The sequence below is a fragment of the Bacillus mojavensis genome, from assembly GCF_012648005.1.
Taxonomy (GTDB): Bacteria; Bacillota; Bacilli; order Bacillales; family Bacillaceae; genus Bacillus; species Bacillus mojavensis.
In genome coordinates this window covers 1,682,357-1,708,347 of sequence record NZ_CP051464.1, presented here as the reverse complement: position 1 = coordinate 1,708,347, position 25,991 = coordinate 1,682,357, and the positions used below count along the sequence as shown (strand labels likewise).

Annotated in this window: 28 protein-coding genes; all 28 read right to left on the bottom strand. The window is 41.8% G+C overall.

The window, feature by feature from the left end; all coding sequences use genetic code 11:
- Positions 1 to 12: 12 nt before the first annotated feature.
- The gene (gene cheY, locus HC660_RS08860; protein ID WP_010334256.1) at positions 13 to 375 is read right to left on the bottom strand and encodes a chemotaxis protein CheY; all 363 of its coding nucleotides are present in this window, start codon (positions 373 to 375) and stop codon (positions 13 to 15) included.
- Positions 376 to 401: 26 nt separating this feature from the next.
- Positions 402 to 1,538, bottom strand: coding sequence for a flagellar motor switch phosphatase FliY (gene fliY, locus HC660_RS08855; RefSeq protein ID WP_168747828.1), 1,137 nt, complete (start codon positions 1,536 to 1,538; stop codon positions 402 to 404).
- On the bottom strand, positions 1,528 to 2,526 hold the full coding sequence (gene fliM / locus HC660_RS08850) for a flagellar motor switch protein FliM (RefSeq protein WP_010334255.1): 999 nt from the start codon (positions 2,524 to 2,526) through the stop codon (positions 1,528 to 1,530). The genes fliY and fliM overlap by 11 nt, the downstream gene beginning before the upstream one ends.
- Before the next feature lie 33 nt (positions 2,527 to 2,559).
- Positions 2,560 to 2,982: a flagellar basal body-associated protein FliL gene (gene fliL, locus HC660_RS08845; RefSeq protein WP_024121403.1), complete on the bottom strand. Its 423-nt coding sequence runs from the start codon at positions 2,980 to 2,982 to the stop codon at positions 2,560 to 2,562.
- Complete coding sequence (gene swrD / locus HC660_RS08840; protein ID WP_010334253.1) at positions 2,979 to 3,194, bottom strand: swarming motility protein SwrD; 216 nt, start codon at positions 3,192 to 3,194, stop codon at positions 2,979 to 2,981. Before swrD ends, fliL begins: the two co-directional genes overlap by 4 nt.
- 39 nt (positions 3,195 to 3,233) lie before the next feature.
- Positions 3,234 to 4,028, bottom strand: coding sequence for a flagellar basal body rod protein FlgG (flgG, locus tag HC660_RS08835; RefSeq protein ID WP_029441260.1), 795 nt, complete (start codon positions 4,026 to 4,028; stop codon positions 3,234 to 3,236).
- A gap of 21 nt (positions 4,029 to 4,049) precedes the next feature.
- Positions 4,050 to 4,475, bottom strand: a complete 426-nt coding sequence (gene flgD / locus HC660_RS08830) for a flagellar hook assembly protein FlgD (protein ID WP_010334252.1) — start codon at positions 4,473 to 4,475, stop codon at positions 4,050 to 4,052.
- Entirely contained in the window at positions 4,472 to 5,938 is a 1,467-nt protein-coding gene (locus HC660_RS08825) for a flagellar hook-length control protein FliK (protein WP_168747826.1), read from the bottom strand. Before HC660_RS08825 ends, flgD begins: the two co-directional genes overlap by 4 nt.
- A gap of 11 nt (positions 5,939 to 5,949) precedes the next feature.
- A complete protein-coding gene (locus HC660_RS08820) occupies positions 5,950 to 6,564 on the bottom strand; it encodes a MotE family protein (RefSeq protein ID WP_168747824.1) in 615 nt (204 codons plus the stop codon).
- A gap of 11 nt (positions 6,565 to 6,575) precedes the next feature.
- Complete coding sequence (fliJ, locus tag HC660_RS08815) at positions 6,576 to 7,019, bottom strand: flagellar export protein FliJ (RefSeq protein ID WP_168747823.1); 444 nt, start codon at positions 7,017 to 7,019, stop codon at positions 6,576 to 6,578.
- 3 nt (positions 7,020 to 7,022) lie between these two features.
- Positions 7,023 to 8,339, bottom strand: a complete 1,317-nt coding sequence (gene fliI / locus HC660_RS08810; RefSeq protein WP_010334248.1) for a flagellar protein export ATPase FliI — start codon at positions 8,337 to 8,339, stop codon at positions 7,023 to 7,025.
- Positions 8,336 to 9,088: a flagellar assembly protein FliH gene (gene fliH, locus HC660_RS08805; RefSeq protein ID WP_168747821.1), complete on the bottom strand. Its 753-nt coding sequence runs from the start codon at positions 9,086 to 9,088 to the stop codon at positions 8,336 to 8,338. The genes fliI and fliH overlap by 4 nt, the downstream gene beginning before the upstream one ends.
- Complete coding sequence (fliG, locus tag HC660_RS08800; protein WP_003231981.1) at positions 9,081 to 10,097, bottom strand: flagellar motor switch protein FliG; 1,017 nt, start codon at positions 10,095 to 10,097, stop codon at positions 9,081 to 9,083. The genes fliH and fliG overlap by 8 nt, the downstream gene beginning before the upstream one ends.
- Before the next feature lie 12 nt (positions 10,098 to 10,109).
- Positions 10,110 to 11,720: a flagellar basal-body MS-ring/collar protein FliF gene (gene fliF, locus HC660_RS08795; protein ID WP_010334246.1), complete on the bottom strand. Its 1,611-nt coding sequence runs from the start codon at positions 11,718 to 11,720 to the stop codon at positions 10,110 to 10,112.
- A 45-nt stretch (positions 11,721 to 11,765) separates the two neighbouring features.
- The gene (gene fliE / locus HC660_RS08790; RefSeq protein ID WP_029441259.1) at positions 11,766 to 12,086 is read right to left on the bottom strand and encodes a flagellar hook-basal body complex protein FliE; all 321 of its coding nucleotides are present in this window, start codon (positions 12,084 to 12,086) and stop codon (positions 11,766 to 11,768) included.
- A 10-nt stretch (positions 12,087 to 12,096) separates the two neighbouring features.
- A complete protein-coding gene (gene flgC, locus HC660_RS08785) occupies positions 12,097 to 12,549 on the bottom strand; it encodes a flagellar basal body rod protein FlgC (protein ID WP_010334245.1) in 453 nt (150 codons plus the stop codon).
- Entirely contained in the window at positions 12,549 to 12,938 is a 390-nt protein-coding gene (flgB, locus tag HC660_RS08780; protein WP_010334244.1) for a flagellar basal body rod protein FlgB, read from the bottom strand. Before flgB ends, flgC begins: the two co-directional genes overlap by 1 nt.
- A gap of 382 nt (positions 12,939 to 13,320) precedes the next feature.
- Positions 13,321 to 14,100: a GTP-sensing pleiotropic transcriptional regulator CodY gene (codY, locus tag HC660_RS08775; RefSeq protein ID WP_003220850.1), complete on the bottom strand. Its 780-nt coding sequence runs from the start codon at positions 14,098 to 14,100 to the stop codon at positions 13,321 to 13,323.
- A gap of 38 nt (positions 14,101 to 14,138) precedes the next feature.
- Positions 14,139 to 15,542 carry an ATP-dependent protease ATPase subunit HslU gene (gene hslU / locus HC660_RS08770; protein ID WP_029441258.1) on the bottom strand — a complete coding sequence of 468 codons (1,404 nt, stop codon included), beginning with the start codon at positions 15,540 to 15,542 and terminating at the stop codon, positions 14,139 to 14,141.
- Between the two features lie 16 nt (positions 15,543 to 15,558).
- Positions 15,559 to 16,104 (bottom strand): ATP-dependent protease subunit ClpQ, encoded by a 546-nt coding sequence (gene clpQ, locus HC660_RS08765; protein ID WP_010334241.1) that lies wholly within the window; start codon positions 16,102 to 16,104, stop codon positions 15,559 to 15,561.
- A gap of 12 nt (positions 16,105 to 16,116) precedes the next feature.
- Positions 16,117 to 17,031: a tyrosine recombinase XerC gene (gene xerC, locus HC660_RS08760; RefSeq protein WP_010334240.1), complete on the bottom strand. Its 915-nt coding sequence runs from the start codon at positions 17,029 to 17,031 to the stop codon at positions 16,117 to 16,119.
- Between the two features lie 67 nt (positions 17,032 to 17,098).
- A complete protein-coding gene (gene trmFO / locus HC660_RS08755; protein WP_010334239.1) occupies positions 17,099 to 18,406 on the bottom strand; it encodes an FADH(2)-oxidizing methylenetetrahydrofolate--tRNA-(uracil(54)-C(5))-methyltransferase TrmFO in 1,308 nt (435 codons plus the stop codon).
- A 75-nt stretch (positions 18,407 to 18,481) separates the two neighbouring features.
- Positions 18,482 to 20,557 (bottom strand): type I DNA topoisomerase, encoded by a 2,076-nt coding sequence (topA, locus tag HC660_RS08750; RefSeq protein ID WP_168747819.1) that lies wholly within the window; start codon positions 20,555 to 20,557, stop codon positions 18,482 to 18,484.
- Between the two features lie 190 nt (positions 20,558 to 20,747).
- Complete coding sequence (dprA, locus tag HC660_RS08745; RefSeq protein ID WP_168747817.1) at positions 20,748 to 21,647, bottom strand: DNA-processing protein DprA; 900 nt, start codon at positions 21,645 to 21,647, stop codon at positions 20,748 to 20,750.
- A gap of 60 nt (positions 21,648 to 21,707) precedes the next feature.
- Positions 21,708 to 22,610, bottom strand: a complete 903-nt coding sequence (gene sucD / locus HC660_RS08740) for a succinate--CoA ligase subunit alpha (RefSeq protein ID WP_010334236.1) — start codon at positions 22,608 to 22,610, stop codon at positions 21,708 to 21,710.
- A 28-nt stretch (positions 22,611 to 22,638) separates the two neighbouring features.
- The gene (gene sucC / locus HC660_RS08735; RefSeq protein ID WP_168747815.1) at positions 22,639 to 23,796 is read right to left on the bottom strand and encodes an ADP-forming succinate--CoA ligase subunit beta; all 1,158 of its coding nucleotides are present in this window, start codon (positions 23,794 to 23,796) and stop codon (positions 22,639 to 22,641) included.
- Between the two features lie 173 nt (positions 23,797 to 23,969).
- The gene (locus tag HC660_RS08730) at positions 23,970 to 24,251 is read right to left on the bottom strand and encodes a FlhB-like flagellar biosynthesis protein (protein ID WP_168747814.1); all 282 of its coding nucleotides are present in this window, start codon (positions 24,249 to 24,251) and stop codon (positions 23,970 to 23,972) included.
- Positions 24,248 to 25,978, bottom strand: coding sequence for a hypothetical protein (locus HC660_RS08725; RefSeq protein ID WP_168747812.1), 1,731 nt, complete (start codon positions 25,976 to 25,978; stop codon positions 24,248 to 24,250). The genes HC660_RS08730 and HC660_RS08725 overlap by 4 nt, the downstream gene beginning before the upstream one ends.
- Positions 25,979 to 25,991 lie beyond the last annotated feature (13 nt).

The following is a 25,991-nucleotide window of genomic DNA, read 5'->3' as shown; positions in this document are numbered from 1 at the left end:
GTCGTACACCCTTTAGCTTAATGTTTTGTTGATTGCTTCAAGCACACGGTCTGCCTGGAAAGGTTTTACGATAAAATCCTTAGCGCCTGCTTGAATAGCATCGATAACCATTGATTGCTGTCCCATGGCAGAGCACATAATGATTTTAGCTTGCGCATCAATTTGTTTAATTTCTTTTAATGCAGTGATACCGTCCATTTCTGGCATTGTGATATCCATTGTAACTAAGTCAGGAGAATGCTCTTTAAATTTTTCTACAGCCTGAGCGCCATTTTCGGCTTCTGCAACTACGTCAAAACCGTTTTTCACCAAAATATCTTTGATCATCATTCTCATAAATGCTGCGTCATCTACAATTAAAATTCTATGTGCCATAATTTTTTCTCTCTCCTCGTGTTTCTTTATTTTAAATTATTAATGCGTTCTGCCTGGCTTAAAATGTCAGTGACCCTTACTCCGAAGTTTTCCTCAATGACCACGACTTCGCCTTTGGCAACGATACGCTGATTCACTAAAATATCTACCGGCTCACCGGCTAATTTATCAAGCTCAATAATACTTCCGGCTGAAAGCTCTAAAATTTCCTTTACGCTTCTTTTCGTTCTGCCGAGTTCAACAGTGATCGAAAGCGGGATATCCAAAAGCATATCCAGATTGTTGATAGGAGCTTGTGTGCTCTCATTCGGATCAAATGATGAAAATTCCACTGGTGAAACTTGAACAGGCGCGGCTTTCTTCGGTTTCCCCTGCCTTTTAGCCGGCGCTTGCTGCTGCGGTTCGTTCCGTGGCTCGGGCATCACAGGCTCTTTCGGCTGTTCATATGTAACCTCAGGCTCCGGTGTTGTTTCTTCAACTGGACTTTCCTCCGTGTTCATAAGGCTCGAGATCAAATCTTTAGCAAATGTCAGCGGATATAGCTGCATGATGTTAGAGTCTATTAACTCGCCCACCTTCAAGCGGAAAGAAACTTTAACCAGCATTTCATCAGCAGGAATACGGTCTGTTCCTTTTTCTTCATTTACATCAAGCAGTTCTACACGCGGGGGTGAAATATCAATTTTTTTACTGAATACAGTAGACATTGACGTTGCTGCCGACCCCATCATTTGGTTCATCGCTTCTTGAACCGCGCTCAAATGGATCTCTCCAAGTGAAGGATCTGCACCTTTCCCGTCTCCCCCGATCATTAGGTCCGCAATAATCGCCGCGTCACTTTGTTCGACGACTAGCAGGTTGCTGCCGCTGAAACCTTCCGTATAATTCACTTCAATTGCAACATACGGTTCAGGAAACGCATCACTGATTTTGCTTCTTGGGATGACAGTTACGTTTGGAGTCGTAATATCAACTTTTTGATTTAAAAGCGTGGATAAAGCTGTCGCTGAACTGCCGAATGAAATATTTCCGATTTCACCGATCGCATCACGCTCCATGTCCGATAAGTCATGCACTTCCGGAGCCTCAGGCTCATCAGGTGTGCTGCTCGTGCCGTTAAGAAGCGCGTCAATCTCATCTTGAGATAATCTGTTATTCTCCATCTTGTTCACCTCTTATGTCGTGGTCTAAAATTTGCACTGCCTGTTTTCGATTCACCCGGCCGGCTTGTCCTAAAAATTTCGGCTTATCTCCGACCAATACAGTAAGAGGATCTGTTACTGATTTGTCCAAAGTTATGCAGTCTCCGACTTCTAAACTTAAAAACTCTTCTATTGTCAGTTCAGATGTGCCGAGTTCGGCCACGACAGGTATTTGTGCTGTCATGATACGTTTTTCAAGCGACTTTGTTTCCTCAGGTTTCGGTTCATTTCTTTCTGATTGCATCCAATAATGGACCGAAAGCTTTGGTATGAGCGGCTCGAGGACGATATGCGGGATACAAAGATTAATGACACCGCTGATTTCCCCGATTTGGGTATTGAGTGAAATAACAACAACCGTTTCATTAGGAGATACCATCTGAACAAATTGCGGATTCACTTCAAACTCAGTCATTTCGGGTTCAATATCAGCTATGGACTGCCAAGCTTCTTTATAATTTCCCAGTGCATTTTCAAATAAATTAGAAATAATTTTCGTTTCAATTTCTGTTAAACTATCAACCTTATTATGACTGATCCCGATGCCACCCATCACACGATCCATCATCGTATAGGCAATCGTCGGGTTGACCTCCATCATAATTCTGCCTTCCATCGGATGGACATCGAATAAATTCAGAATCGTCATATTCGGTATGGATCGGATAAATTCCTCGTATGGAACCTGATCAACAGAGCTGACCGATATATGGATATACGTTCTGAGCTGAGCAGAAAAGTGAGTTGTAAGAAGTCTTGCAAAATTGTCATGAATTCTTGTTAAACTGCGGATTTGGTCTTTAGAAAACCGCAGCGCGCGTTTGAAATCATAAACCTTTACTTTTTTCTCTTTTTCTTCTTTTTTCAGCTCTTCAGCATCCATTTCACCCGTTGATATTGCAGAAAGCAGTGCATCTATTTCATTTTGGGAGAGAACTTCTCCTGACATTTTCCTCACCTCCGTATTCTGTCAAATTATGCTTTATTGCAGATTAAAAGAGGTAATATACACTTTTTCTACTTTTCCTTCTTGGAGGTAGCTATTTACTTTATCTTTTAGTTCCTTCTTAAAGGTTTCTTTTCCCTTGTCTCCCTCAATCTCATCAGCATTCGTATCAGCCAGCAGTGATATAACAGCATCTTTCACTTGAAAATCACGTTTTTCAAGCTCTTCTTTTGATTTATCAGAGTCAGTTTCAAGTTTAATCGCTAAGCGAATAATGTTATCGGACTTTAAATTCGTTGTGATTTCTGCTACATCAACAGAAGATGCAACGATTTCATCAATACTTCGTTTTGCCTCACTTTTTTCGGACTTTCCGCCTAAAACAAAATAAGCCGCCGCCCCGAGAGCACCAATTACGATTAGAATAATGAGTAAAATGATCAATAATTTTTTCTTCATTCCGGTTCCTCTATTCCATGGTCCATTGAAAATATTTGTATTTTTTGATAGAAAGACACAATCTTCTCCAGAACAGCTTCTTCATCTTCTTTTACTACAAACTTCTTACCGTTCGACAGTGTGATTGTAGTATCCGGAAAGCATTCAATCTGTTCAATAAATAACGCATTCAGCGTAAAGGGCTGCCCATTTAAACGGGTTACTTTAATCATAAAACAGCGGAGAAGCGATTACTCGCCTCCCCTCCCTCCTTAACGTTTAAGGTTAACCAGCTCTTGAAGGATTTCATCCGATGTTGTAATAATCTTGGAGTTTGATTGGAACCCGCGCTGAGCAACAATCATTTCAGTAAACTCGTCAGTTAAATCAACGTTAGACATTTCTATAAATCCTGACTTCAAGGCACCTGTACCGCCATCACCAGGCTGATTAGCTGCACTAGCAGTTCCAGAGTTCAAAGATTCACGATATAAGTTGCTTCCGATTTTATCTAAACCGTCACTGTTTGCAAAAGTAACAACTCCAATCTGGCCGCCATCTTGCGGTTTACCGCCAGCATCAACAATTGATACTTTTCCATCAGATCCGATGCTAAAGCTTTGAGCATCAAGAGGAATTTTTATTGTTCCTCCGGTCATATTTAATACATGGTAGCCGTCACCAGTCACCAATGTTCCGGTATTATCTAAATAGAAGTTTCCGGCTCTTGTGTAAGCCGTTCCATCACCTGTATCAATTTGAAAATAACCGTCGCCGTCAATCGCTAAATCAAGCGTTCTTCCTGTGCTTTGTGTTGCGCTTGTTGAATGAATGGTATCAATTGTGCCAGATGATGAACCTAAACCGATCTGCTTAGAGTTAGTTCCGCCGATTGTTGCACCAGCAGCAGAACCGCCGGCAATCGTTTGACTCACCATATCTTTAAATGTAACCCGACTCTTTTTGAATCCCACTGTATTTACGTTGGCAATATTGTTGCCGATAACATCAAGTTTAGTTTGAAAGTTTTTCATACCGCTGATTCCAGAATAAAGTGAACGTAACATAATATATTCCCCCAGATGTTTTTATTTAGAAGACTGTCCCACAGACATGACATTCGCCGGACTGATCTCGGTCCCATCATCAAGAACGAGATAATATTTTCCTTGAGAATGTTTAACAGAGCTTACTGTGCCTGTTTTATCTGTTGCACTTTTACCATCAGTCCAAGATACTTCTTTTCCCATCCAATCAACATACGTTGTAAACGGATCTTGGTTTTCAACGAATTTCGTCATCGTCGTATTCAGATTCATCATCTGTTCCAGACTTGAAAAAGTTGCCATCTGGCTGATAAATTCTTTGTCATCAACCGGATTAAGCGGATCTTGGTTTTGGACTTGAGTCATTAATATTTTTAAGAACTCGTCTTTTCCCAAGCTGCTGTTGCTTCCAGGCGCAGTGCTGCTTTTTTTTTCAGGCAATTTATATTCTGAGCTTATTGATGTCATTCTTCTTCCTCCAATTCAACCATTGACACTTCATCAAGCAAGTCTCCAAACTCGTTTGATTGCTTTTTCTGTCTTTGCTGCTTCTGACCCTCTTGCTGCTGTTTCTGTTCATCAGCAAGCTGGCCATATATCGGCTGGTCACCGCTTTGAATCGGCAAAGTAAAACGGTCAACTTGGACAGCCATATTGGGCAGTGATTGCTTCAGCTGAGGCAGATGTTGTTCGAGCAGCTCTTTTGCAGATTGGCTGGATGCAATGATTTTACTCTGGAACATTCCATTTTCATTTGTCAGCTTAATTGTGACAAATCCTAAATGTTCAGGGTTCAGCCGAATTGTAAAGCTGCCGGTTGATCTCCCAAAGGGTGTATATTTCATCTGCTTCCATGCACTGATCACTTGATCAGCAACCGTTTTTGTTTCTGCTGTATGTAAATCAGATGAGAGCTGCAAATCGAGTGTCTGAACTCCTCCGGTGCTCCGGTAGCCTGAAAACATCATTTGAATTCCTGACTTACTATCTATTGGCTGAATACTCACAGAGGAGTCTGTCGTACTTTTATTACCTGGCGTTGGAGTGTCCGGTGTAAAGGCACGTTTTGCGACATCTTGTGATGATTCGGATGATTTCGATAACAAGAAAGCTTTCAGCTGACTTTCAGTCATATTCCATTCCTTCGTCCCTTTTTGAGGAAGCAATGACATCTGTTCCATTAAGCTTTGAAAACTTTTCAGCTCTGACTTTGACATCGTATAAAGCTTTGAACTTGACTCATCTTTAGTAAATATCTGCTGTTTAAGATCCTGAATAAGCTGTTCAGATATGCCCTTTTTTTCTAATGCAGAAAGAAATTCATCTCCATTTTTGTAGACAGTATGAGCTTGATTATCACCGTCAGTCATTTTATTTCCTTCTAAAAGCTGACTGATAAGCATTTGGATATAGATAAGCGCTTTATCAACTTCTGCTGATGCCTCATTTTCCTGAACTCCTTGCTCTCTATCAGACTTGAGTTCATCAGTAGCGGCATCACCAGCTGAATTCTTTGCAGTCAGAGCCGTTTTATCTTCAGAAATGATTTTTTCAGCAAGTATTTGCCCCATATGCAGTTGATCAGTTTCGTCAGCCAATTTTAATTCAACTGCTTGCAGTAGGCTCTGTAATATTTGCTGAGCGGATTCATCCAGTTGCTTTCCTGTTAGTTCACTTAACGTTTGCAGAAGATCGGCTTTTTGCTTGTCTTGATTTTCAGGAGTTGCTTTTAGCCAACCACTGATCTTTTTACATGCATCTTTCAAAAGCTGATCGTCAGTCAGAGTCCCTTTTCCTTGTGATGAAGGTTCTTTCGAGCCGGCTTCAGACATAAGCCAATTTTGAAAAACTCCCTGGCTATTTTTGATTGTTTTAGCAGCTGTCCCTGCTGTAGTTTGCAGCCGAGGTCCGGCTAATTCAAGCAGCTTCACCTTTATTCCCCCTATTCTTGGCTGGCAGCAATTTTTTCTGTATATGTTGCCGCTTGCTCAGGAGTCATTTTTGCCAAAATTTCAGCAAGCTGCTTTTTGCTCAGTCCATTCAATATTTTCAGCGCTTCTTTCTCCTTTAATTGGGCAATGATTTTCGCAGCCTTTCCGCTGTCCATGCTTTTATAAACACTGATGACTTTATCATTAGAAGCTGTATCAGAACTTGATGATTCTTCTGAGTTATCCTTTGATGTCTTTTTTTGGTCTTCCGCTGTTTTTTCAAGAGAACGGATCTTTTGATTCAGCCTGTCAATTTCAGATTTGCTTGTTTCTAAATCTTTATTCAAAATACTGATCTCACTTTTTTGATCCTTAATGGTTTTTTCCAGAGCCGCCGTATTACTGTTATTCTTAGCTGTTGATGATGTATCTTTTCTATCTTCGGTCTCAGGAACCAATTCTTTAAGCACTGGCGTTTTGGCTGCAGCTTCCTGTATCGGCTTTAAGACATTGACACCAGCCGCCCAGAGAACAATCCCCCCTGCTATAAGCAGAAAAATCAGCGGAAGGATAATGATCAGCAACACCGATCGGAATTTACCTGATTCTTTCTTTTTGCCGGACATTACATTCGCTCCTAATGGCCTTGAATCATAAACTGCTTGATCGAGATATCGTCCATTTCTTTCATCTCTGCAGCTTTGTCTTCAAGAGCAAACATTTTAAACTGTTTTTCACGCATCTTTTCAAACTTCTTCACTTCAATATTTTTTTCTGTTAATACTTCTTGCTTTTGGTTCATTTGATTCCTTTTCATAATGACAAGCTTTTGGTAGTGATAAATTGTGTTTTCAAGATTTGAGACAAATTGCTGATAATGCCTCATCTCTTGAACGCTCATCCCGCTTTTCAGTTTGTTTTCTTTATTCTGTTCAAGCAATTCCTTTTTGCTCATGTTCTCATATAGTTTCTCCGCTGCAGTTTCGAATTCAGAAACTGATTGCTGATACTCAGATAAAGACTGGTCTTTCTCATTCTCTTTTAGTTCCAGCAGCTTTTGGAATCTAAATTGATAGGCCACGTTCTATTCCTCATTTCCTGTCAAACTAGTTAATGCTGCAATGCTTTCTTCCAATGATGCTGATTCTTCTGTTCCCTGCTTCAGAAATTGAATAAGCTGCGGATAAAATTGTATCGCCTCATCAATTTCTCTTGAGGACCCTCTTTTGTAAGCTCCAATATTAATCAGGTCTTCAGAATTTTGATACGTTGATAAAAGTTCACGGAATTTATTCGCTGCGTCTAAGTGCTGTTTTGTCGAGATGTTTGACATCACCCTGCTGATGCTTTTTAGCACATTGACGGCAGGAAACTGGCCTTTATTAGCAAGAGCCCTGTCTAACACAATGTGTCCGTCTAAAATTCCGCGTACCGTATCAGCAATAGGTTCATTCATGTCATCTCCGTCTACTAACACTGTATAAAACGCTGTGATTGTTCCGTGTTCATTTGCACCTGTTCTCTCTAACAACCGAGGTAAAATAGCGAACACAGAGGGTGTATATCCTTTTGTCGTCGGGGGCTCTCCAGCGGCAAGTCCGATCTCCCTCTGAGCCATCGCCACCCTTGTGACAGAATCCATCATAAACATGACATTTTGGCCTTTATCACGAAAGTACTCAGCAATGGCTGTCGCCGTATATGCGGCTTTCAACCTCATTAATGCAGGCTGATCTGAGGTAGCAACGACTACAATTGACCGCTTCAGTCCCTCTGCTCCCAGATCTTTTTCAATAAACTCCCGAACCTCTCGACCGCGTTCTCCGACGAGTGCAATTACGTTCAAGTCAGCTTCGGTCTGTTTAGCGATCATTCCCATTAATGTGCTTTTTCCGACGCCGCTTCCTGCAAAAATACCAATCCGCTGGCCTTTTCCGACAGTCAGCAGACTGTCAATAGACCTGACTCCAACACCCATCTTTTCACGGATAGGCGGACGTTTCATCGGGTTAGGCGGTGATTGCTCCGTTGATACAGGCGAAAGTCCTTTTGGCAAAATTTTCCCGTCGAGCGGTTCGCCAAACGCATCAATGACTTGTCCGATCAGACCGGCTCCTACCTTTATACGAAGAGATTCACCGGTGGCTTCAACAATGCTCCCGGGCGCAATGCTTGCGGCCTCTAAATAGGGCATTAACAGAATATTTTCTTCCTGAAAGCCAACAACTTCAGCTTTGATGACTTTACCTGATTGACCCTTTGCGTAAATCAGGCATAGATCACCAATTGAGCTTGCCGGCCCCTTTGATTCAATCATCAGGCCGATTACCCGTTTCACTTTTCCATAACGCTTATACGAGTCTGTCATTTCTATGCAATCTATCAGACTCTGTGTCTTCATAGATCCGCACCTGCTTCCAGTGCTGTAAGGAGCTTATGCTTCAGTTGCACCAGCTGGGTATCAATGCTTGCATCTACTCTGCCAAAGGGAGTTTCTATATAACATGATCCTTTTTCAGCTTTTTCGTCGGCGTATAAACCAAGCCGGCATTCTTTGTATAGAAGCTGCTGAATTTCGTCTTTATGCTGAAAAACTGTTTCATAGTAATAAGGATCTACATATATTGATATATCGTCATATTCCTTTACTTCGTTTACCACCTGTTTCACAAGCAGGATAAAGGCCTCTTTATCATCAGATTTTTGCTGCCATACTTTTTTAGCTAACGCAACGGCAAGCTCAACGATTTCTCCGGAGGCATCTTCAAGTTTATCCTCTACAGCTTTTCTGGACATTTCCATTATGCTGGTTGCTTGACTGATCAGCTCAGCATACTGTTGTAAGGCTTCAGTTTTCCCTAATGCCACACCTTTTTCGAATCCTTCTGCTTTCGCTTCTTCAATAAGCTGCTGTTTTTCAGCCGCCCAATCATTTTTTTCCTGCTCAATTTGACGGCGGATATCTTCCATCTGGCTGTTCGCTTGCTCGGAAATCCGATTAGCTTCTTCTTTGACCCGGGCCATTAAAGCTTCCGGATTTTCTTCATTCTGTAAAAGATGTGAATGATCGATCCGAACCTCTTGTAAAGAAAGCTTCCTTCTTTCCTGCTGTGGGGAAAAAGATGATTCTTGTTTAATGATATTAGACAATAATATCGTCTCCTCCGCCTCTTGCTATCACAATTTCACCGGCTTCTTCAAGCTTTCTGACGATGCTTACAATTCTTGATTGAGCCTCTTCTACATCCTTCAAACGTACAGGGCCCATAAATTCCATTTCTTCTTTGAATGTTTCAACCATACGCTGTGACATATTGTTGAATACAATTTCTTTGACTTCCTCGCTTGCCACCTTTAATGAAAGGAGCAGATCGTCGTTTTCAACATCGCGAATAACCCTCTGAATTGCGCGGTTATCAAGTGTAACAATGTCCTCAAAGACAAACATCCGCTTCTTGATCTCTTCAGCAAGATCAGGATCCTGAATTTCCAAGGAATCCAATATCGTCTTTTCTGTTCCTCTGTCTACACCGTTTAAGACTTCAACAACAGCTTCGATTCCGCCGGTTTGTGTATAGTCCTGAGTGAATGCGGAGGATAATTTCTGTTCCAGAATCCGTTCTACCTCATTAATAATTTCAGGTGACGTTCTGTCCATTACCGCAATCCTTCTTGCGACTTCTGCCTGAACCTCAGGATTCAGCTCGGATAAAATTTGTCCGGCCTGCACAGGGTCAAGGTAAGACAAGATTAAAGCCATCGTTTGCGGATGCTCTTGTTGAATGAAATTTAAAATTTGTTCTGGCTCTGCTTTTCTGGCAAAGTCAAATGGTTTAACTTGCAGAGAAGAAGTCAGCCTGTTTAGTATGTTTTCAGCCTTATCTTCTCCCAGCGCCTTCTCAAGAACTTGTCGGGCATAGCTTAAACCGCCCTGAGAAATATAATCTTGGGCAATCGCTATATTATGAAATTCCTCTATAATTTCATCCTTTTTTTGATGATCGACACTTCTAACTCCTGATATTTCAAGAGTAAGCCTTTCAATTTCTTCATCGGTTAAATGCTTATATACAGAAGCTGACACATCTAAACCTAAGGAAATCATGAGAATGGCTGCTTTTTGTTTTCCTGTAAGCTTATCTTGATCACGTCTCGCCATTTCTAATCCCTCCTAATCCTCGGCCAGCCAGCTTCTCAGCAGTTTTGCAAAGTCTTCAGGCTTATCTTTCGCCATCTTTTCAAGCTGTTTTCGTCTGACTGTTTCCTCTGTTTCATTTTCCTCTTCATTTATATCAGGCAAATTGATAGGCTCCTGAGGCACTTCGTACGTGTATTCCTCAAATTCATCCTCTTGAGCGCGTTTCTTTCTGATAAACATAATGATCAGAATGATGATGACTGCGATCAAAACGCCCCCAACGATATATACCCACATTGGGATACCGGAGGATTTTTCCGTATCAGTATCAAGACTTACTTTTCCATCAAAAGGCTGAACGGAGACAACAATTTTATTACTGATATCTTCATCAGAAAGGTTCTGGTTCTGTGTTTCATCCTTATTCAATGATGTTCTGACAACAGTTGAAAGAATTTTTTGTATATCATCCTGTCTTTCGGTTGATAGCGACGCCGTGTTTTTGGCATCAGGCGGCTCTACCATTACTTGAATCCCTAAATCCCTTACCTTATAAGGGCTTTCAGCTATTTCTTTATGGATTCGGTTAACCTCATAATTGATTTTATTACTGCTTTTTTCGTAGTTCCCACTTTCGGTATTTTCGCCGTCAGCTTGATAGTTTGTTACATCTTCATCCCCGGTTCCGGCAGTTCCGCCATTAGCTGCGCCGTCTCCCTGATATGTTTCCGATACTTTTTCAGCACTAACCGCAATGCCTTCCATGTTTTCTTTGTCAACAGGCTCGACGATGTCTTCTGTCCGTTTTTCTTTTGTAAAGTCAATATCGGCCGTGACAGAAACTACAACTTTGTCCTGCCCCATCATCGTTCCAAGCAATGACTGAACATGTTTTTGAATGTCTTTTTCAACTTGGGATTTAATTCCCTGCTGTGAAGAATAACTATCCGCGTAGGACCCTGCACCGCTGTCTGTTTTGTCGTAGTATGTAGAGTTCTGGTCCATGATGACGATATTATCTTCTTTTAAGTTCGGCACACTTTTTGATACCAGATGATACAATCCGTTGATCTGGCTTTGATCTAGTGTGTATCCAGGCTGAATCTGCAGAACGATTGAAGCAGATGCTGCTGATTGCTCTTCACCGACAAAGACAGCGTCTTTCGGAAGGTTAATCATTACTTTTGAATTTTTGATACCGTCCATTTCATTAATCAGATTGGACAGTTCCGTTTGTGTGGCTTTGACTTTCACCATATCAAATTCATTATCTGTTAAACCAAAGCCGGCGTTCTGTCCAAAAAATGAGTAATCAATTGATCCGGTTTTAGGAAGCCCTTCTGCAGCCAGCTGAACTTTCAGTGAATCAACCTGATCTTCCGGAACCTTAATAACCGTACCGCCATTTGAAAGTTCGCTAGGCACTTTTTTCGCATCCAGTTCTTCTTTGATCTGTCCGGCTTCTTCAGCTGACAAATCTTTGTACAGCGGCGCCATTTTCTGATTAGAAGAAAAAATACTGATAATAATGGCAAGAATGATAATTGCCGCTAAAGCACCAATCATTAAAATCTTTTGTAATTTAGATCTATTTTTCCAAAACTCACTCGTTTTGTTTTTCATTTGCATTAGAGTACGATTCATGTTAACCCCCGGTCATTCCACTCTTTCTCTTTCTCGTCAGACCCCCTACATTTGCATTCTCATAATCTCCTGGTATGCTTCCACAGCTTTGTTGCGGAACTCAGTTGCAGCAGTCAGAGAGATGCTTGCTTTTTGAGCGGCGATCATGACCTCATCAAGATTCACATCTTTCCCTGCAGCCAAGGCATTAGTCATATTGTCAGAAGCTACTTGGGACTCATTTAACGAACTTATAGAGTTTTTTAAAAGCTCCGAAAAGCTTGTTTGATTTGAAGAATCTGTTTTTTGGCTATTGTTTACTTGATTTGTTGCATTTTGAGTGTTTTGAGTATTTTGAACCTGAAAAGGAGAAATTTTATTGATCACATTCATCACCTTACTTTCCGATTTCTAGAGCCTTCATCAGCATTCCCTTTGAGGCATTCATCGCTGTGACATTGGCCTCGTATGATCTCGTACTGCTGACAAGGTCAACCATTTCTTTTAATGGATCAACATTTGGCTTTTGCACATATCCTTCAGCGTTTGCATCAGGATTGGTCGGATCATAGACCAGATTAAAATCAGAGTTATCCTCAGTGATTTTTGTAACCTTTACCCCATTTCCGACATTGCCGCTGCCGCTCATTTTAGAATTCAAAATCGATGAGAACGATTCACCTTTTGACTGAAGCGAAACCATTTTCCTTCTGTAAGGCAACCACTCACCGTTTACCTGCTTGGCTCTTGTCGTATCCATATTCGCCAAGTTAGACGATACAACATCCATTCTGAGGCGCTGAGCAGTTAAAGCTGATGCTGAAACATTTAAGCTTTGAAAAGCTGTCATTACTTTCCTCCTGTTAGTACGGTCTTCAGAGAATTGAATTTTCCGTTCATTCTTTCAACTAAAGCTTGATAGTTAATCTGATTTTCTGCTAGTTCTGTCATCTCTTTGTCAACGTCAACGTTATTTCCGTTTTGCTGATAAGATGTATCTCCGCTCGTTACAATTGAATAATTTGAATCAGCATCAGAAAAATCAACATGCCGATAGTCTGTTTTTATAGATTCGAGACGAGAGGATTCTTGATCTAATAAATTTTGGAAAGAGACTTTTTTCGCCTTATAGTTCGGTGTATCTATATTAGCAATATTATTGGTTATGACTTTTTGCTTAATATTCGCTCTGCCCAAGGCATTTTCAAGATTTTGTATCGTTCCAGAAAATAGGCTCAAATCCACTTACCTCCATTTCAGTTTTTTTCACCCTCAATATCCTTGTCGAGATTTGTAAAACCATATGCTTATTGTAAGAAATAACAGGCATAAAGTCTATGAAGTTCGTGTAAAAAAATGTCCTCATATATATCTATTTTACAAATAGGTACATAGTCCTAGATTATTTGAACTATGTTTTTTACATTAATATAAGGCTGAAAATAGCTTAATTTCTGTATTTCCCCATTCATTTATCGTCTTTTTTCTGTTTTTATGAAGAAAATCATCAATTTTATTAACATATTACAGAGAAAGACTTTTCGCCCAGGAAATAAAGCTTATTGATTTCCTTTATTTGAATGCAAAAAAGAACCCCTCTTTTAAGGGGTTCTTCTGTTCATTAATGAGATTTCAGATTTTCTAATTCAATCAGGAATTTGTTGTTCAGCACTTTGATATAAGTACCCTTCATTCCTAATGATCTTGACTCAATTACTCCAGCACTTTCAAGCTTTCTGAGTGCGTTAACAATAACTGAGCGAGTAATGCCGACACGGTCTGCAATCTTACTTGCAACAAGAAGGCCTTCGTTTCCGTCAAGCTCTTCAAAGATGTGTTCAATTGCTTCAAGCTCACTATAAGAAAGAGAGCTGATTGCCATTTGTACGACTGCTTTGCTTCTTGCTTCTTCTTCAATTTCTTCTGCTTTTTCTCTCAGAATTTCCATTCCGACAACTGTAGCGCCGTATTCAGCAAGAATTAAATCATCATCATTAAACTGATCCTGTAAACGTGAAAGAATGAGTGTACCTAATCTTTCTCCGCCTCCGATGATCGGCACAATTGTTGTTAAACCAGCTTGGAACAAGTCTCTGTTTTCAACAGGAAAAGCAGTATACTCACTATTGATATCCAGGTTAGAAGATGTTTCAGGGACGTTGAACAGATTCTTCGTATATTCCTCTGGGAATTGGCGATCCTCAAGCATTTTTTTCATGCGGTCATTTTCAATTTGCTGGTTGATAGAGTACCCGAGAAGTTTTCCTCTGCGGCTCACAACGAAAATATTGGAATCAATTACATCCCGAAGCGTTTCCGCCATTTCTTTAAAGTTAACCGGTTTCCCTGCCGCAGCTTGCAGCATGGAGTTAATAATTCTTGTTTTTTGTAATAAAGCCATGATAAATGATCCTCCTAAACATTCCTCTTATTAAATTTTCACAATATAAATTGACTTAAATCTTTGTTTTTAGCTATCGTTCCGAGCTTTTCTTCCACATACTGCGGTGTAATCGTTATTTTCTCCATTGTTACATCCGGGGCTTCAAAAGAAAGATCTTCTAACAGACGTTCGAGTATTGTATGAAGGCGTCTCGCACCGATATTATCTGTTTCCTGATTCACATGATAGGCGACTTCAGCAATCTTATGAATAGCTTCGTCAGAAAATTCAAGAGATATACCTTCTGTCTGTAATAATGCCTGATATTGTTTTAAGAGCGCGTTATCGGGTTCAACTAAGATTCTCACGAAATCGTCAACCGTCAGTTTGCTCAGTTCTACACGAATTGGAAAACGCCCTTGCAGTTCAGGAATCAGATCAGACGGTTTGGCCATATGGAATGCTCCCGCTGCGATAAACAATACATGGTCTGTTTTAACTGAACCGTATTTAGTGACAACGGTAGAACCCTCAACGATTGGGAGAATATCCCGCTGAACACCTTCTCTTGATACATCAGCTGAAGATGACGCGCCACCGTTTTTTGCAATTTTATCAATCTCGTCGATAAAGATAATTCCGCTCTCTTCTGCCCTATGGACAGCTTCCTGGCTGACTTCATCCATATCAATGAGTTTGCTTGCTTCTTCATTCGTCAGGACTTTTCTGGCTTCTCTGACTGTCATTTTACGGCGTTTCTTTTTCTTTGGCATCAATCCGCTCAGTGCATCCTGCATATTCATGCCCATCTGCTCCATACCCGAGCCCTGCAGCATGTCAAACATAGAAGGCTGCTGCTCTTCAACTTCTACAGTAACATAGTGGTCCTCCAGCTCTCCTAATGCCAGCTGATGAGCCATGCGTTTTCTTTTTTCTTCAATGTTTGCTTCTTCCTGGCTTTCCGTTTCATCTTCGCCGTTTGGCTGGCTGCCGCCAAAAAACATTTCAAACGGGTTTTTAACGCCTGATTGTTTTTTCTTCCCTGGGACTAACAGGCGCACAATGCGTTTGTTTGCATTTTCTTCAGCCTGCTCCTTCACTTCGTTGATTTTTTCTTCTTTTATAAGACGTACAGAAGTTTCCACAAGGTCTCTGACCATTGATTCAACGTCTCTGCCTACATAGCCGACTTCTGTAAATTTTGTTGCTTCAATTTTGATAAATGGCGCACCTGAAAGCTTAGCGATTCGTCTGGCAATTTCAGTTTTCCCTACCCCGGTAGGCCCCATCATTAAAATGTTTTTCGGAACGACCTCGTCTTTCAGCTTTTCATCCAGAAGACTTCTTCTATAGCGGTTTCTTAATGCCACGGCGACAGCTTTTTTCGCGTCTTGCTGACCGACGATGTATTGGTCTAACCGATCTACAATCTGTCTTGGTGTTAACGGTGTTTTTTCCATGCGCCTCAAGTCCTTTCTATTCAAGCTCTTCCAGTATGATTTGATCGTTCGTGTATACACAAATTTCGCCCGCTGTTTCCAGCGCAGCTCTAGCAATCTCACTTGCAGTCATGCTGTCACCGGCATGCTTTTTCAGCGCTCTTCCGGCTGCCAAAGCGTAGTTGCCGCCTGATCCAATTGCCAGAATGCCGTCATCCGGTTCGATAACCTCACCAGTTCCCGATACGAGAAGCAAGGTATCTTGATTCATAACGATCAGCATGGCTTCAAGCTTTCTAAGTACTTTGTCGCTTCGCCATTCCTTTGCAAGCTCAACAGCAGCCCGTTTTAAGTTGCCATTATATTCTTCAAGTTTCGCTTCGAACTTTTCGAATAGAGTGAAAGCGTCTGCAACAGATCCCGCAAATCCTGCGAGAACCTTGCCGTTAAACAGTTTTCTTACTTTTCTCGCAGTATGTTTCATTACAACAGCCTGACCAAATGTAACTTGACCGTCTCCGGACATTGCGCTTCGTCCCTGATGCTGTACTGCAAAGATTGTAGTCGCATGAAAAGATGACATAAAGGGCCTCCTTTAATTTTTCTTAAAAGCTCTTGGATGGTGAGACATATATGTGTTTCTCAGCATTTCCTTCGAAACGTGCGTGTATATCTGTGTCGAAGACAGATTGGAATGCCCGAGCAGTTCTTGAACGCTCCTCAAATCTGCTCCTTCGTTTAACAGATGAGTGGCGAACGTATGTCGAAGCATATGCGGATGGATATGTAAAGTGCCGGACGCTTTTTTGACAAGCCCGCTTAAAATGTGCCTAATGCCTCGGGCTGTAAGCGGTCCGCCTCTTTGATTCACGAATAATAGATCATGAGGTTCCTTTGCTTTTTTCAGCAAGCACTGTCTTCCGCTATTCATATATAACTTCAACGCTTCGCGGGCGTAAGACCCAAAAGGGATATAACGCTGCTTCTTGCCTTTCCCGTGAACAAGCACAGTGTCCATAAATAAATCAAGATCATGAACCGTTATGGAAGAGCATTCACTGACCCTCATTCCGGTGGCATAGAGAAGCTCTAATAGCGCTTGATCCCTCATGCCGGTCGGCTGGCTTATATCTGAAACTTCAAACAGTTCCTCAAGCTCTTTTTGATATAGAAACTTCGGTATCCGTTTCTCTTGTTTCGGCAGATGAACAAGCTGGAACGGATTATCATCAACAAGCTTTTCCCGCATCAGAAATTTGTAAAAACTTCTCAATGCAGAAATTTTTTTACTGATTGTTCTTCTTGATAAACCCTTTTCATAGGCTTCCGTCAAAAAAATTCTAGTATCTTGATATGCAGCTTCTTCAAATCCATTTATACCTTGAACACGCAGGAAAGTCTCAAATTCTTCAATTGAATCCACATAATTCACAATAGTATATTGTGAATAATTTTTTTCAATTTGTAAATATTCAACGAATAAGTTTACGAAATTCTTAACATTCTCCATGCCAAATACCTCCCCAGGAAGGGCTTTTAAATGGTATCACAAATCGCGTTCAAGTTGCAATCAATACCTAAATTGTTTTCGAAATTGTTTGAATTGTCTCGATCGCCCGATTTGCGTACTGTTCATTACGCTCTTTTTTATTTTTAATTTTAACAGGCAATTCTTTTAAAAGCCCAAAGTTTGCGTTCATCGGCTGGAAGTTCTTCTGGTTTGTTGTTGTAATATAGTGAGCCATACTGCCTATTGCTGTTTCCTGAGGAAAAGTGACAAGCTCTTCTCCTAAAACAAGTTTAGCCGCATTAATACCTGCTACAAGTCCAGAAGCAGCAGATTCCACATATCCTTCTACTCCCGTCATTTGTCCTGCGAAGAACAAATCGTTCCGTTTTTTAAATTGGTAAGTCGGCTTTAACAAGCTTGGAGAATTAATGAATGTATTTCTGTGCATAACGCCGTATCTGACGATTTCCACATTTTCAAGTCCGGGAATCAATTTGAGGACTTCCTTTTGGTCTCCCCATTTTAAATGAGTTTGGAATCCTACAATATTATAGAGAGTTCCCGCCGCATCATCCTGTCTAAGCTGAACGACTGCATATGGACGTTTTCCGGTAACAGGATGCTCTAATCCCACTGGCTTCATCGGTCCGAAAAGCATTGTTTTCTTTCCTCGTTTTGCCATTACTTCAATCGGCATGCAGCCTTCAAAGAAAATCTCTTTTTCAAATTCTTTTAACGGCACAGTTTCCGCCGAAGTCAAAGCTTCATGAAATCGGTCAAACTCTTCTTCTGTCATCGGGCAGTTTAGATAAGCCGCTTCTCCTTTGTCATAACGGGACTTCAAATACACTTTATCCATATCAAGGCTGTCTTTCTCTACGATAGGCGCCGCTGCATCATAGAAGTATAAATAGTCTTCTCCAGTAAGCTCTTTTAACTGTGCAGACAATGATTCTGAAGTTAACGGACCAGTTGCGATAATTGTTGGTCCTTCCGGTATTTCTGTTACTTCTTCATTAATAACAGTAACGTTGGGATGGTTTTTCACCCGGTTTGTCACACTTGCCGCAAATTCGTGCCGGTCTACCGCGAGTGCGCCGCCGGCAGGCACTGAGCATTCGTCAGCCGCAGCGATAATTGCTGAATCAAGCGCACGCATTTCTTCTTTTAATACACCTACAGCGTTAGCAAGTGTATTGGAGCGTAAAGAGTTGCTGCATACCAGTTCTGCAAATTTATCAGTATGATGGGCAGGCGTCTGTTTGACTGGGCGCATTTCATATAATCTGACTTGAATCCCCCGTTTGGCAAGCTGCCATGCCGCTTCACTGCCTGCAAGTCCGGCTCCGATTACATTCACTGTTTGTTGGTTCATCTTTCACATCTCCTAGTTTATTATTCATTGTCTTCTTTTAACACACAAAGAAGGTGAGCAAGACCCTGCTCACCGCTACTTCTGTGGTTCTTCCTTATAATCGCATTCCACGCATTGGACTTGTATGCCTTTTTTGAGCTTTTTCTCAACAAGCATTTTTCCGCATTTCGGACATTTTCGTTCAATTGGTTTGTCCCAGGAAACGAATTCACAGTCCGGATAACGGTCACAGCCGTAAAAAATCCGTTTCTTTTTCGATTTTCGCTCAACAATATTTCCTTCTCCGCAGCTCGGGCACTTCACACCGATTTGTTTGACAATCGGCTTTGTATTCCGGCAATCGGGGAAATTGGAGCAAGCTAGGAATTTACCGTATCGGCCCATTTTATACACCATAGGAGAACTGCAGAATTCACAATCTTCTCCGGCATATTCAGGCTCAATTTCAACTTCCTTCATTTCTGATTCGGCTTTTTTCACGCGCTTTTCAAAATCGGTATAGAAGTTATCAATAATCTGTACCCATTCTATATTGCCTTCCTCAACATTATCAAGGTCTTTTTCCATTTTTGCCGTAAACTCAACGTTAATGATTTCAGGGAAAAATTCCATGATCAACTCAAGCACGATCTGCCCTAATTCTGTGGGAACAAACCGTTTATTATCCAGACCAACGTACCCGCGCCGCTGAATCGTATCAAGCGTCGGAGCATAAGTGGAAGGACGGCCGATACCTAGTTCTTCAAGCGTTTTAACCAATCGGGCCTCAGTATAGCGCGGAGGCGGCTGGGTAAAATGCTGTTCCGGTTCTATATCCTTAGATAAAACAGTGTCTCCCTCTTGCAGGTCAGGCAGCATCCGGTCTTTTTCTTCCAATTGATCGTCTTTGCCTTCAACATACACTTTCATAAACCCGGAAAACTTGACTTTACTTCCGTTTGCACGAAAAGTCAAACCGTTGTTCGTCAAATCAACACTCATTGTATCTAAAACAGCAGATGCCATTTGGCTGGCAACAAAACGCTCCCAAATTAATTTATACAGTCTCAGCTGATCTCTGCCAAGGACTGCTTTTAATTCACTTGGTTTTCTGAGAACCGACGTCGGACGGATCGCTTCGTGGGCATCCTGAGCATTTTCATTCTTTTTAGCGGGCTTTCTTTTGCCGCCTAAGTACTCTTTTCCGTACGTTTGATCAATAAACGCTGCCGCTTCATCAACTGCTGTATTGGAAATACGGGTTGAATCCGTTCTCATATACGTGATCAGACCGACAGTTCCTTCTTTTCCTAGATCAATTCCTTCATATAATTGCTGCGCAATCATCATCGTTTTCTTCGCTCTGAAATTGAGCTTGCGCGCTGCTTCCTGCTGAAGGGTTGAAGTTGTAAAAGGCAAGGCCGGATTGCGTTTCCGTTCCTTTTTAGTTACTTTTTCAACTGTATACTTATTGCCTTTGAGCTGAGAAAGTATGTCTTTTACATCCGCTTCGCTCTTTAAAGGAAGTTTTTTTCCGTTTTTACCGAAAAAGCTCGCTTCAAACGTCTCCTGTCCTTTTAAGAACGTGCCGTCTATTGTCCAATATTCCTCTGGCTTAAAGTCGTTAATTTCCTTTTCACGATCAATAATTAAACGGAGGGCAACAGATTGAACACGGCCAGCGCTGAGCCCTTTTTTAACTTTTTTCCAAAGAATTGGGCTGATTTTATATCCTACGAGCCTGTCTAATATACGTCTCGCCTGCTGTGCATCCACCAAATCCATATTGATCATGCGGGGATGCTTAAATGATTCTTTAATTGCGTCTTTCGTAATTTCGTTAAACACAACACGGCAGTCTGAATTAAGATCCAGGTCAAGGCTGTGAGCCAAGTGCCATGCAATTGCTTCCCCTTCTCTGTCGGGGTCGGCTGCGAGATAAACTTTTTTCGCTTTTTTGGCAGCCGTTTTCAGCTCTTTTAATACCGGACCTTTACCTCGAATGGTTATATATTTTGGTTCGAAATTTTGTTCTATGTCAACTCCCATTTGACTTTTTGGAAGATCCCGGACATGTCCCATTGATGCTTTCACTTTATATTTTTTACCTAAGTAACGTTCAATCGTTTTCGCCTTAGCGGGCGATTCCACGATGACTAGATAATCAGACATTTTCATCCCCCTCAAGAGGTGTTCTCTCTCTTCAAGTATTTCAAATTTTATTTTATATTTGCAGCTGTCTTTATTTGGCTTTCAACATTTCATTCTTTATGATGAACGTCATTATTTAAATAGAAAACAATATGCAACTTTAAATCCTCACTATTATTAAATATTACAATGCTGTTTGTCAAACGATAATTCAAAAGGGTTCCGTATATTGAACGTTTCTCTCAGGAAGCTCTGCATAAATATCCTCTGCTGACCATATGGCTTTAGCCCCCTCTTGGATCAATTTTATAGGACCTCCGGCGTAAGGATCAAATACAGAACCGGGTACGGCAAATACTTCTCTCCCTTGTTCCAGCGCTTGGTATGCGGTAATCAAAGAACCGCTTTTCTCTTTGCCCTGCACAACAATAATGCCCTCACTTAACCCGCTTATAATACGGTTTCTCATAGGGAAATGCCATTTTTGGGGTTTGGTTTCAGGTGGATGCTCTGACAGAAGAAGATGGTGTTTAGCCATGTATTCTGCTAATTGAAGATTTTCTCGAGGATAAATGTTCTGAAATCCGCCTGCGATGACTCCGATTGTCCGCCCCTTCGCCTTAATACTTGCCGCATGGGACAATCCGTCAATCCCAGACGCCAGCCCGCTGACAATCACCCACTTTTTATGGCAAAGCTCTATTGTAAGATGATTGACAACCTGGATTCCATAGGCTGTCGGATGCCGCGTACCTACAATTCCTATTTTACGCCCTTGAGAAAGAAGGGATATATCACCTTTTGCAAACAGCACAGGAGGCGGATCATAAATGGTTTTCAGCCAGAATGGATATTGATCTGAGGATATTGGGATGACTTCAATGCCTTGCTGATGGTATACAGAGAGTAAATGCTGAAGTTTGGGATATTGTTCTTCTATTTTATTTTTTAATGCCGCAGTCTTTACTTTGCCTTGTGAAGCGGTTTCTAATGCGCATGAAGGGTTTGACAGTGACATTAATGGATCAGCTTTCCACCATTTTAATAGAAGAGAAGGGGATAATAATTGATTGATTCTGCAAGTGATTAAACAGGCAGCGGCCTGATCCAATATGAGGACCTCCTTTTGACAGCAAAAGCAGGAACAGCCAAGATGGCTGTTCCTTCTCTATTAATGTGTTTTGCACGTTTCAAATAAATTCTTCTCTTTCAACACTTTAATTAATGTTTCTCCCATGACAGAAGGTGTCTCTGCAACTTCGATTCCGCATTCGTTAAGTGTTTTGATTTTTTCATCAGCAGTGCCTTTTCCGCCGGAAATGATGGCACCTGCATGTCCCATGCGCTTCCCTGGAGGTGCTGTTTTGCCGCCAATGAATCCGACTACCGGTTTTGTCATGTTGGCTTTTACCCACTCAGCAGCTTCCTCTTCAGCTGTACCGCCGATTTCGCCGATCATGATGACAGCGTGTGTATCAGGATCTTCGTTAAACGCTTTTAAAACGTCAATGAAGTTGGTTCCATTTACAGGATCGCCGCCAATCCCAACGGCTGTAGACTGTCCTACACCCGCTTCTGACAGCTGATGCACTGCTTCGTATGTTAATGTTCCTGAACGCGATACAACGCCTACATGACCCTTTTTATGGATATATCCGGGCATAATGCCGATTTTACATTCTTCAGGCGTGATGACGCCAGGGCAGTTCGGTCCTATTAATCTCGTTTTCTTGCCTTCCATGAAGCGTTTCACTTTTACCATGTCTAGAACCGGGATATGCTCTGTGATGCAAATGACCAGATCAAGCTCCGCATCTACCGCTTCCATAATAGCATCAGCCGCAAAAGGTGCCGGAACGTAGATAACAGACGCATTTGCGCCAGTCGTATGAACTGCATCAGCCACTGTATTAAATACAGGTACCCCTTCCACTTCTGTTCCGCCTTTTCCAGGTGTCACACCGCCCACGATATTTGTGCCGTATTCAAGCATCTGCTTCGTATGGAATAAAGCGGTAGAACCTGTAATCCCTTGTACAATAACTCTTGTATCTTTATTGATAAAAACACTCATTATTTGGTCCCCTGCCTTTCATTCTTTCCTATACTAAAGATACGATTTTCTGCGCGCCGTCAGCCATGGATTCCGCAGATGTAATATTTAATCCTGATTCACTAAGGATTTTCTTCCCTAGATCCACGTTTGTTCCTTCAAGACGGACGACAAGCGGCAATGTTAAACCGACTTGTCTTGTCGCTTCAACAACCCCTTCTGCGATGACATCACATTTCATAATGCCGCCGAAAATGTTGACGAAAATCCCTTTAACATTTTGGTCAGAAAGAATGATTTTAAATGCTTCCGTGACTTTTTCTGCGGTTGCGCCGCCCCCGACATCAAGGAAGTTGGCCGGCTCTCCTCCATAATGTTTAATGATATCCATCGTGGACATCGCAAGCCCTGCGCCGTTTACCATGCATCCGATATTTCCTTCAAGGGAAATGTAGCTCAGATCGTATTTAGACGCTTCAATTTCTTTTGGATCTTCTTCGTCCAAATCTCTATATTCCATAATATCTTTTTGTCTGTATAATGCGTTGCTGTCAAAATTTAATTTCGCATCAAGCGCCATCACATTCCCGTCTCCTGTTACAACGAGAGGGTTGATTTCGGCAATTGAGCAGTCTTTCTCCACAAACGCTTTGTATAATCCAAGCATAAATTTAGCAGCTTTCCCAACAAGCTCTTTTGGAATATTAATAGCGAATGCAATTTCTCTGGCTTGATAGCCTTGGAGGCCAACAGCCGGATCAATGACAGCCTTTTTGATTTTTTCCGGTGTTTTCTCTGCTACTTCTTCAATTTCTGTTCCGCCTTCTTCAGAGGCCATCAGAACAATTCTTGAAGTGGCACGGTCAAGCACTAATCCCACATAGTATTCCTTTTTAATATCGCAGCCTTCTTCAATAAGTAAGCGTTTTATTACTTGTCCGTCCGGACCCGTCTGATGCGTAACGAGGGTCTTACCTAAAAGTTCTTCGGCATACGCTCTTACTTCTTCTAATGATTTTGCTATTTTTACCCCACCAGCTTTGCCTCGACCGCCAGCATGAATTTGAGCCTTTACGACATAAACCGAGCTGGATAAGCTCTTTGCTTTTTCAACTGCTTCTTCTGCTGTAAAAGCCACTTTACCTTCAGGAACAGATACCCCATATTTTCTGAGGACTTCTTTTCCCTGGTACTCATGGATATTCATTTCCCATCCTCCTAACTTATGTAACAAAACTAAAAATAGACTGCGCTTTCATTCTATATAATACTGGAAGAATTGTCTAGAGTTCGATGCAAAATCTTAAAATCCTTCTAAACATTCAAACTTTTATTTTATTAAAAACATAAATTTCAAGCGGAGAATGGGGAATATTTCGGCTATTTTTTATTTTTTACACTTTCGTCCAATCTGTAAATGAAAGAAAAAATCTCGGCTACCGTTTCATAAAGAGCTTCCGGGATCTGGTCATCCACAGTCAAATGGCGCATTAATTCGACAAGGGTCCGATCTTCTTGGATCGGGACCCCCGCCTTTTTAGCTTCTTTGATAATGTTGTCAGCAACATAGCCCTTTCCGGTTGCAATTACTTTTGGCGCCTTGTCTTTTTTTTCATCATAATGGAGAGCTATGGCTTTCCTTAAAGGCGTTTGCTCGTTCATATTTTCACATCCACTTCCTGATCACTGATGCTTGTTATGTATTGATCAATTGTAGCCATTTCATCAGATCGAAGGCGCTTTTTAGCGTTAACTCCTGAAAGACTGTAGCCCATTTCTTTGAGCGATTGCTTGAGGGTGGGCACCATTGGATCGATTGCCGGCTGAAGTTCAAAATCCGTCTCAATTGTAATCGTCATGACTTGCTGCTGTATCAGGCAGTCAACAACCGTTTCTTTTAACGTATCCAATTGCAGTAAAAACAGGAGCCGGCAATGGGAAGGATCGAGCTTTCCATCCGCTTCTTTTTTTCCTTTAAACAGAACAGTCATGTCCTGAACCCCCGATTTTGAAAACATCGGAAATGACATCACAATTTGGCTGTATGAAGGATGATCCTGCTGCATGAGAAGCTGACCGTTTAATTTATGGAAGAGCTGATCCGCTTCCTGTTTGACAGGTTCCGGTAACTCATGTGACGCTCTGGCGGCATGCAGAGCCATCTTGACTGATTGAATATCATCAGGCAGCACTGCGGTGCCTTGTTCAAACGCTTTAATAAATGCAAGCTCATCTCGCGCGCCTATTGCCATTTTTACTTTGGATAAAAAGGAAAGAACATCTGCCTTATCCGTTAAATTCGGAGCTGTCTGCTGAACAGCCTTTAAAAATACATCGGCTTCTTGATCCGTGACTCGTGCGGCCTGCAAAACAGAAGCTGCTGCCTCGGGCTTATTTTGACTAGAGGAAACAACAGCCTTTATCCAATTCGCTGCTTCTTTTACGATTGAATTGCCGTTTTTATCCGCAGCTTCCGTCAGTTTGGCCAGCAGCCTTCCTGCTTCTTTCATTGGAATGTCTGAGACAGTTTTAGCAGCACCGTCTCGTATGTTTCGCTGCTGCTCCTGCGGGTTTACATGTGCCCGGTGTGCCTTTCCTGCGGAGCCGTCTGCTGCGCTAAGCTCCCGGTTTCCGGCAGTACTGACTGAAGAGGCAGATCTGGTATGATCCGTTAACGAGAAAAGCTTCTCGATAAGACGTTCTGCATGGACATCTGTTTCGCTATTAAATAGTGCTGTAACGGCTTCTCTTAGCTTTGTCAGCGCCTGGCTCGGCTGAGGATTTTCATGAATAGCCTGAATCAGCTGAGATAAGTGCTGATGGAGCGGTACAGGCGATTTGACAGCATGAACTCCGCTCAAAACATCGGGATGAACGGGGAGATCCCGCTTTAAGGCAAATAAAACTGTTTCAATGGCTTTTTTTGTGTCTGACGCAGGCAGCGTGTCCATCCAGCGGACAGCTGTTTTGATATCATTTTCTGTGATGGGTGTTTTGCTTTTCAGCATTGCGCCTGCCATCATAAGGGAGGCGTTTGACGGCTTCACTGAAATAGCGTTCAGAAGCTTGCCCGCTGCATCCTGAATTGTTTTGGGATTTTGGTCAAAGCTTTGAACAACCTGGAGACGGCCTGTCTGTTCCGCTGGTTTTTTTTCGTAGGAAAACCAGTAATACGCCTGAGGACGAAGCTGAGTTTCAAGTTTGCCTTGAATCGTTTGATTCCCTACTTGGATCAGTGCATGCTGGTCCCCTAATAAACGAAGTACTTTTCCTAAAAGGAGACGCTTTACGGCATTTGATTCGTCGGTTGTATGTGATGTTTCCTGCGGAGCTGCAGTGTTACCAAAAAGGTTTTTGAGCGCCTGCTGTACATCATTTCGTATGTTCATTTCAAAAAGGTGC

What these genes read in the sequence shown, in the direction of transcription:
- cheY (WP_010334256.1), bottom strand. Translation starts at nt 375, where the DNA reads ATGGCACATAGAATTTTAATTGTAGATGACGCAGCATTTATGAGAATG.
- fliY (WP_168747828.1), bottom strand. Translation starts at nt 1,538, where the DNA reads ATGGAGAATAACAGATTATCTCAAGATGAGATTGACGCGCTTCTTAAC.
- fliM (WP_010334255.1), bottom strand. Translation starts at nt 2,526, where the DNA reads ATGTCAGGAGAAGTTCTCTCCCAAAATGAAATAGATGCACTGCTTTCT.
- fliL (WP_024121403.1), bottom strand. Translation starts at nt 2,982, where the DNA reads ATGAAGAAAAAATTATTGATCATTTTACTCATTATTCTAATCGTAATT.
- swrD (WP_010334253.1), bottom strand. Translation starts at nt 3,194, where the DNA reads ATGATTAAAGTAACCCGTTTAAATGGGCAGCCCTTTACGCTGAATGCG.
- flgG (WP_029441260.1), bottom strand. Translation starts at nt 4,028, where the DNA reads ATGTTACGTTCACTTTATTCTGGAATCAGCGGTATGAAAAACTTTCAA.
- flgD (WP_010334252.1), bottom strand. Translation starts at nt 4,475, where the DNA reads ATGACATCAATAAGCTCAGAATATAAATTGCCTGAAAAAAAAAGCAGC.
- HC660_RS08820 (WP_168747824.1), bottom strand. Translation starts at nt 6,564, where the DNA reads ATGTCCGGCAAAAAGAAAGAATCAGGTAAATTCCGATCGGTGTTGCTG.
- fliI (WP_010334248.1), bottom strand. Translation starts at nt 8,339, where the DNA reads ATGAAGACACAGAGTCTGATAGATTGCATAGAAATGACAGACTCGTAT.
- fliG (WP_003231981.1), bottom strand. Translation starts at nt 10,097, where the DNA reads ATGGCGAGACGTGATCAAGATAAGCTTACAGGAAAACAAAAAGCAGCC.
- fliF (WP_010334246.1), bottom strand. Translation starts at nt 11,720, where the DNA reads ATGAATCGTACTCTAATGCAAATGAAAAACAAAACGAGTGAGTTTTGG.
- flgC (WP_010334245.1), bottom strand. Translation starts at nt 12,549, where the DNA reads ATGACAGCTTTTCAAAGCTTAAATGTTTCAGCATCAGCTTTAACTGCT.
- codY (WP_003220850.1), bottom strand. Translation starts at nt 14,100, where the DNA reads ATGGCTTTATTACAAAAAACAAGAATTATTAACTCCATGCTGCAAGCT.
- hslU (WP_029441258.1), bottom strand. Translation starts at nt 15,542, where the DNA reads ATGGAAAAAACACCGTTAACACCAAGACAGATTGTAGATCGGTTAGAC.
- clpQ (WP_010334241.1), bottom strand. Translation starts at nt 16,104, where the DNA reads ATGTCATCTTTTCATGCGACTACAATCTTTGCAGTACAGCATCAGGGA.
- xerC (WP_010334240.1), bottom strand. Translation starts at nt 17,031, where the DNA reads ATGGAGAATGTTAAGAATTTCGTAAACTTATTCGTTGAATATTTACAA.
- trmFO (WP_010334239.1), bottom strand. Translation starts at nt 18,406, where the DNA reads ATGAACCAACAAACAGTGAATGTAATCGGAGCCGGACTTGCAGGCAGT.
- topA (WP_168747819.1), bottom strand. Translation starts at nt 20,557, where the DNA reads ATGTCTGATTATCTAGTCATCGTGGAATCGCCCGCTAAGGCGAAAACG.
- sucD (WP_010334236.1), bottom strand. Translation starts at nt 22,610, where the DNA reads ATGAGTGTTTTTATCAATAAAGATACAAGAGTTATTGTACAAGGGATT.
- sucC (WP_168747815.1), bottom strand. Translation starts at nt 23,796, where the DNA reads ATGAATATCCATGAGTACCAGGGAAAAGAAGTCCTCAGAAAATATGGG.
- HC660_RS08730 (WP_168747814.1), bottom strand. Translation starts at nt 24,251, where the DNA reads ATGAACGAGCAAACGCCTTTAAGGAAAGCCATAGCTCTCCATTATGAT.
- HC660_RS08725 (WP_168747812.1), bottom strand. Translation starts at nt 25,978, where the DNA reads ATGAACATACGAAATGATGTACAGCAGGCGCTCAAAAACCTTTTTGGT.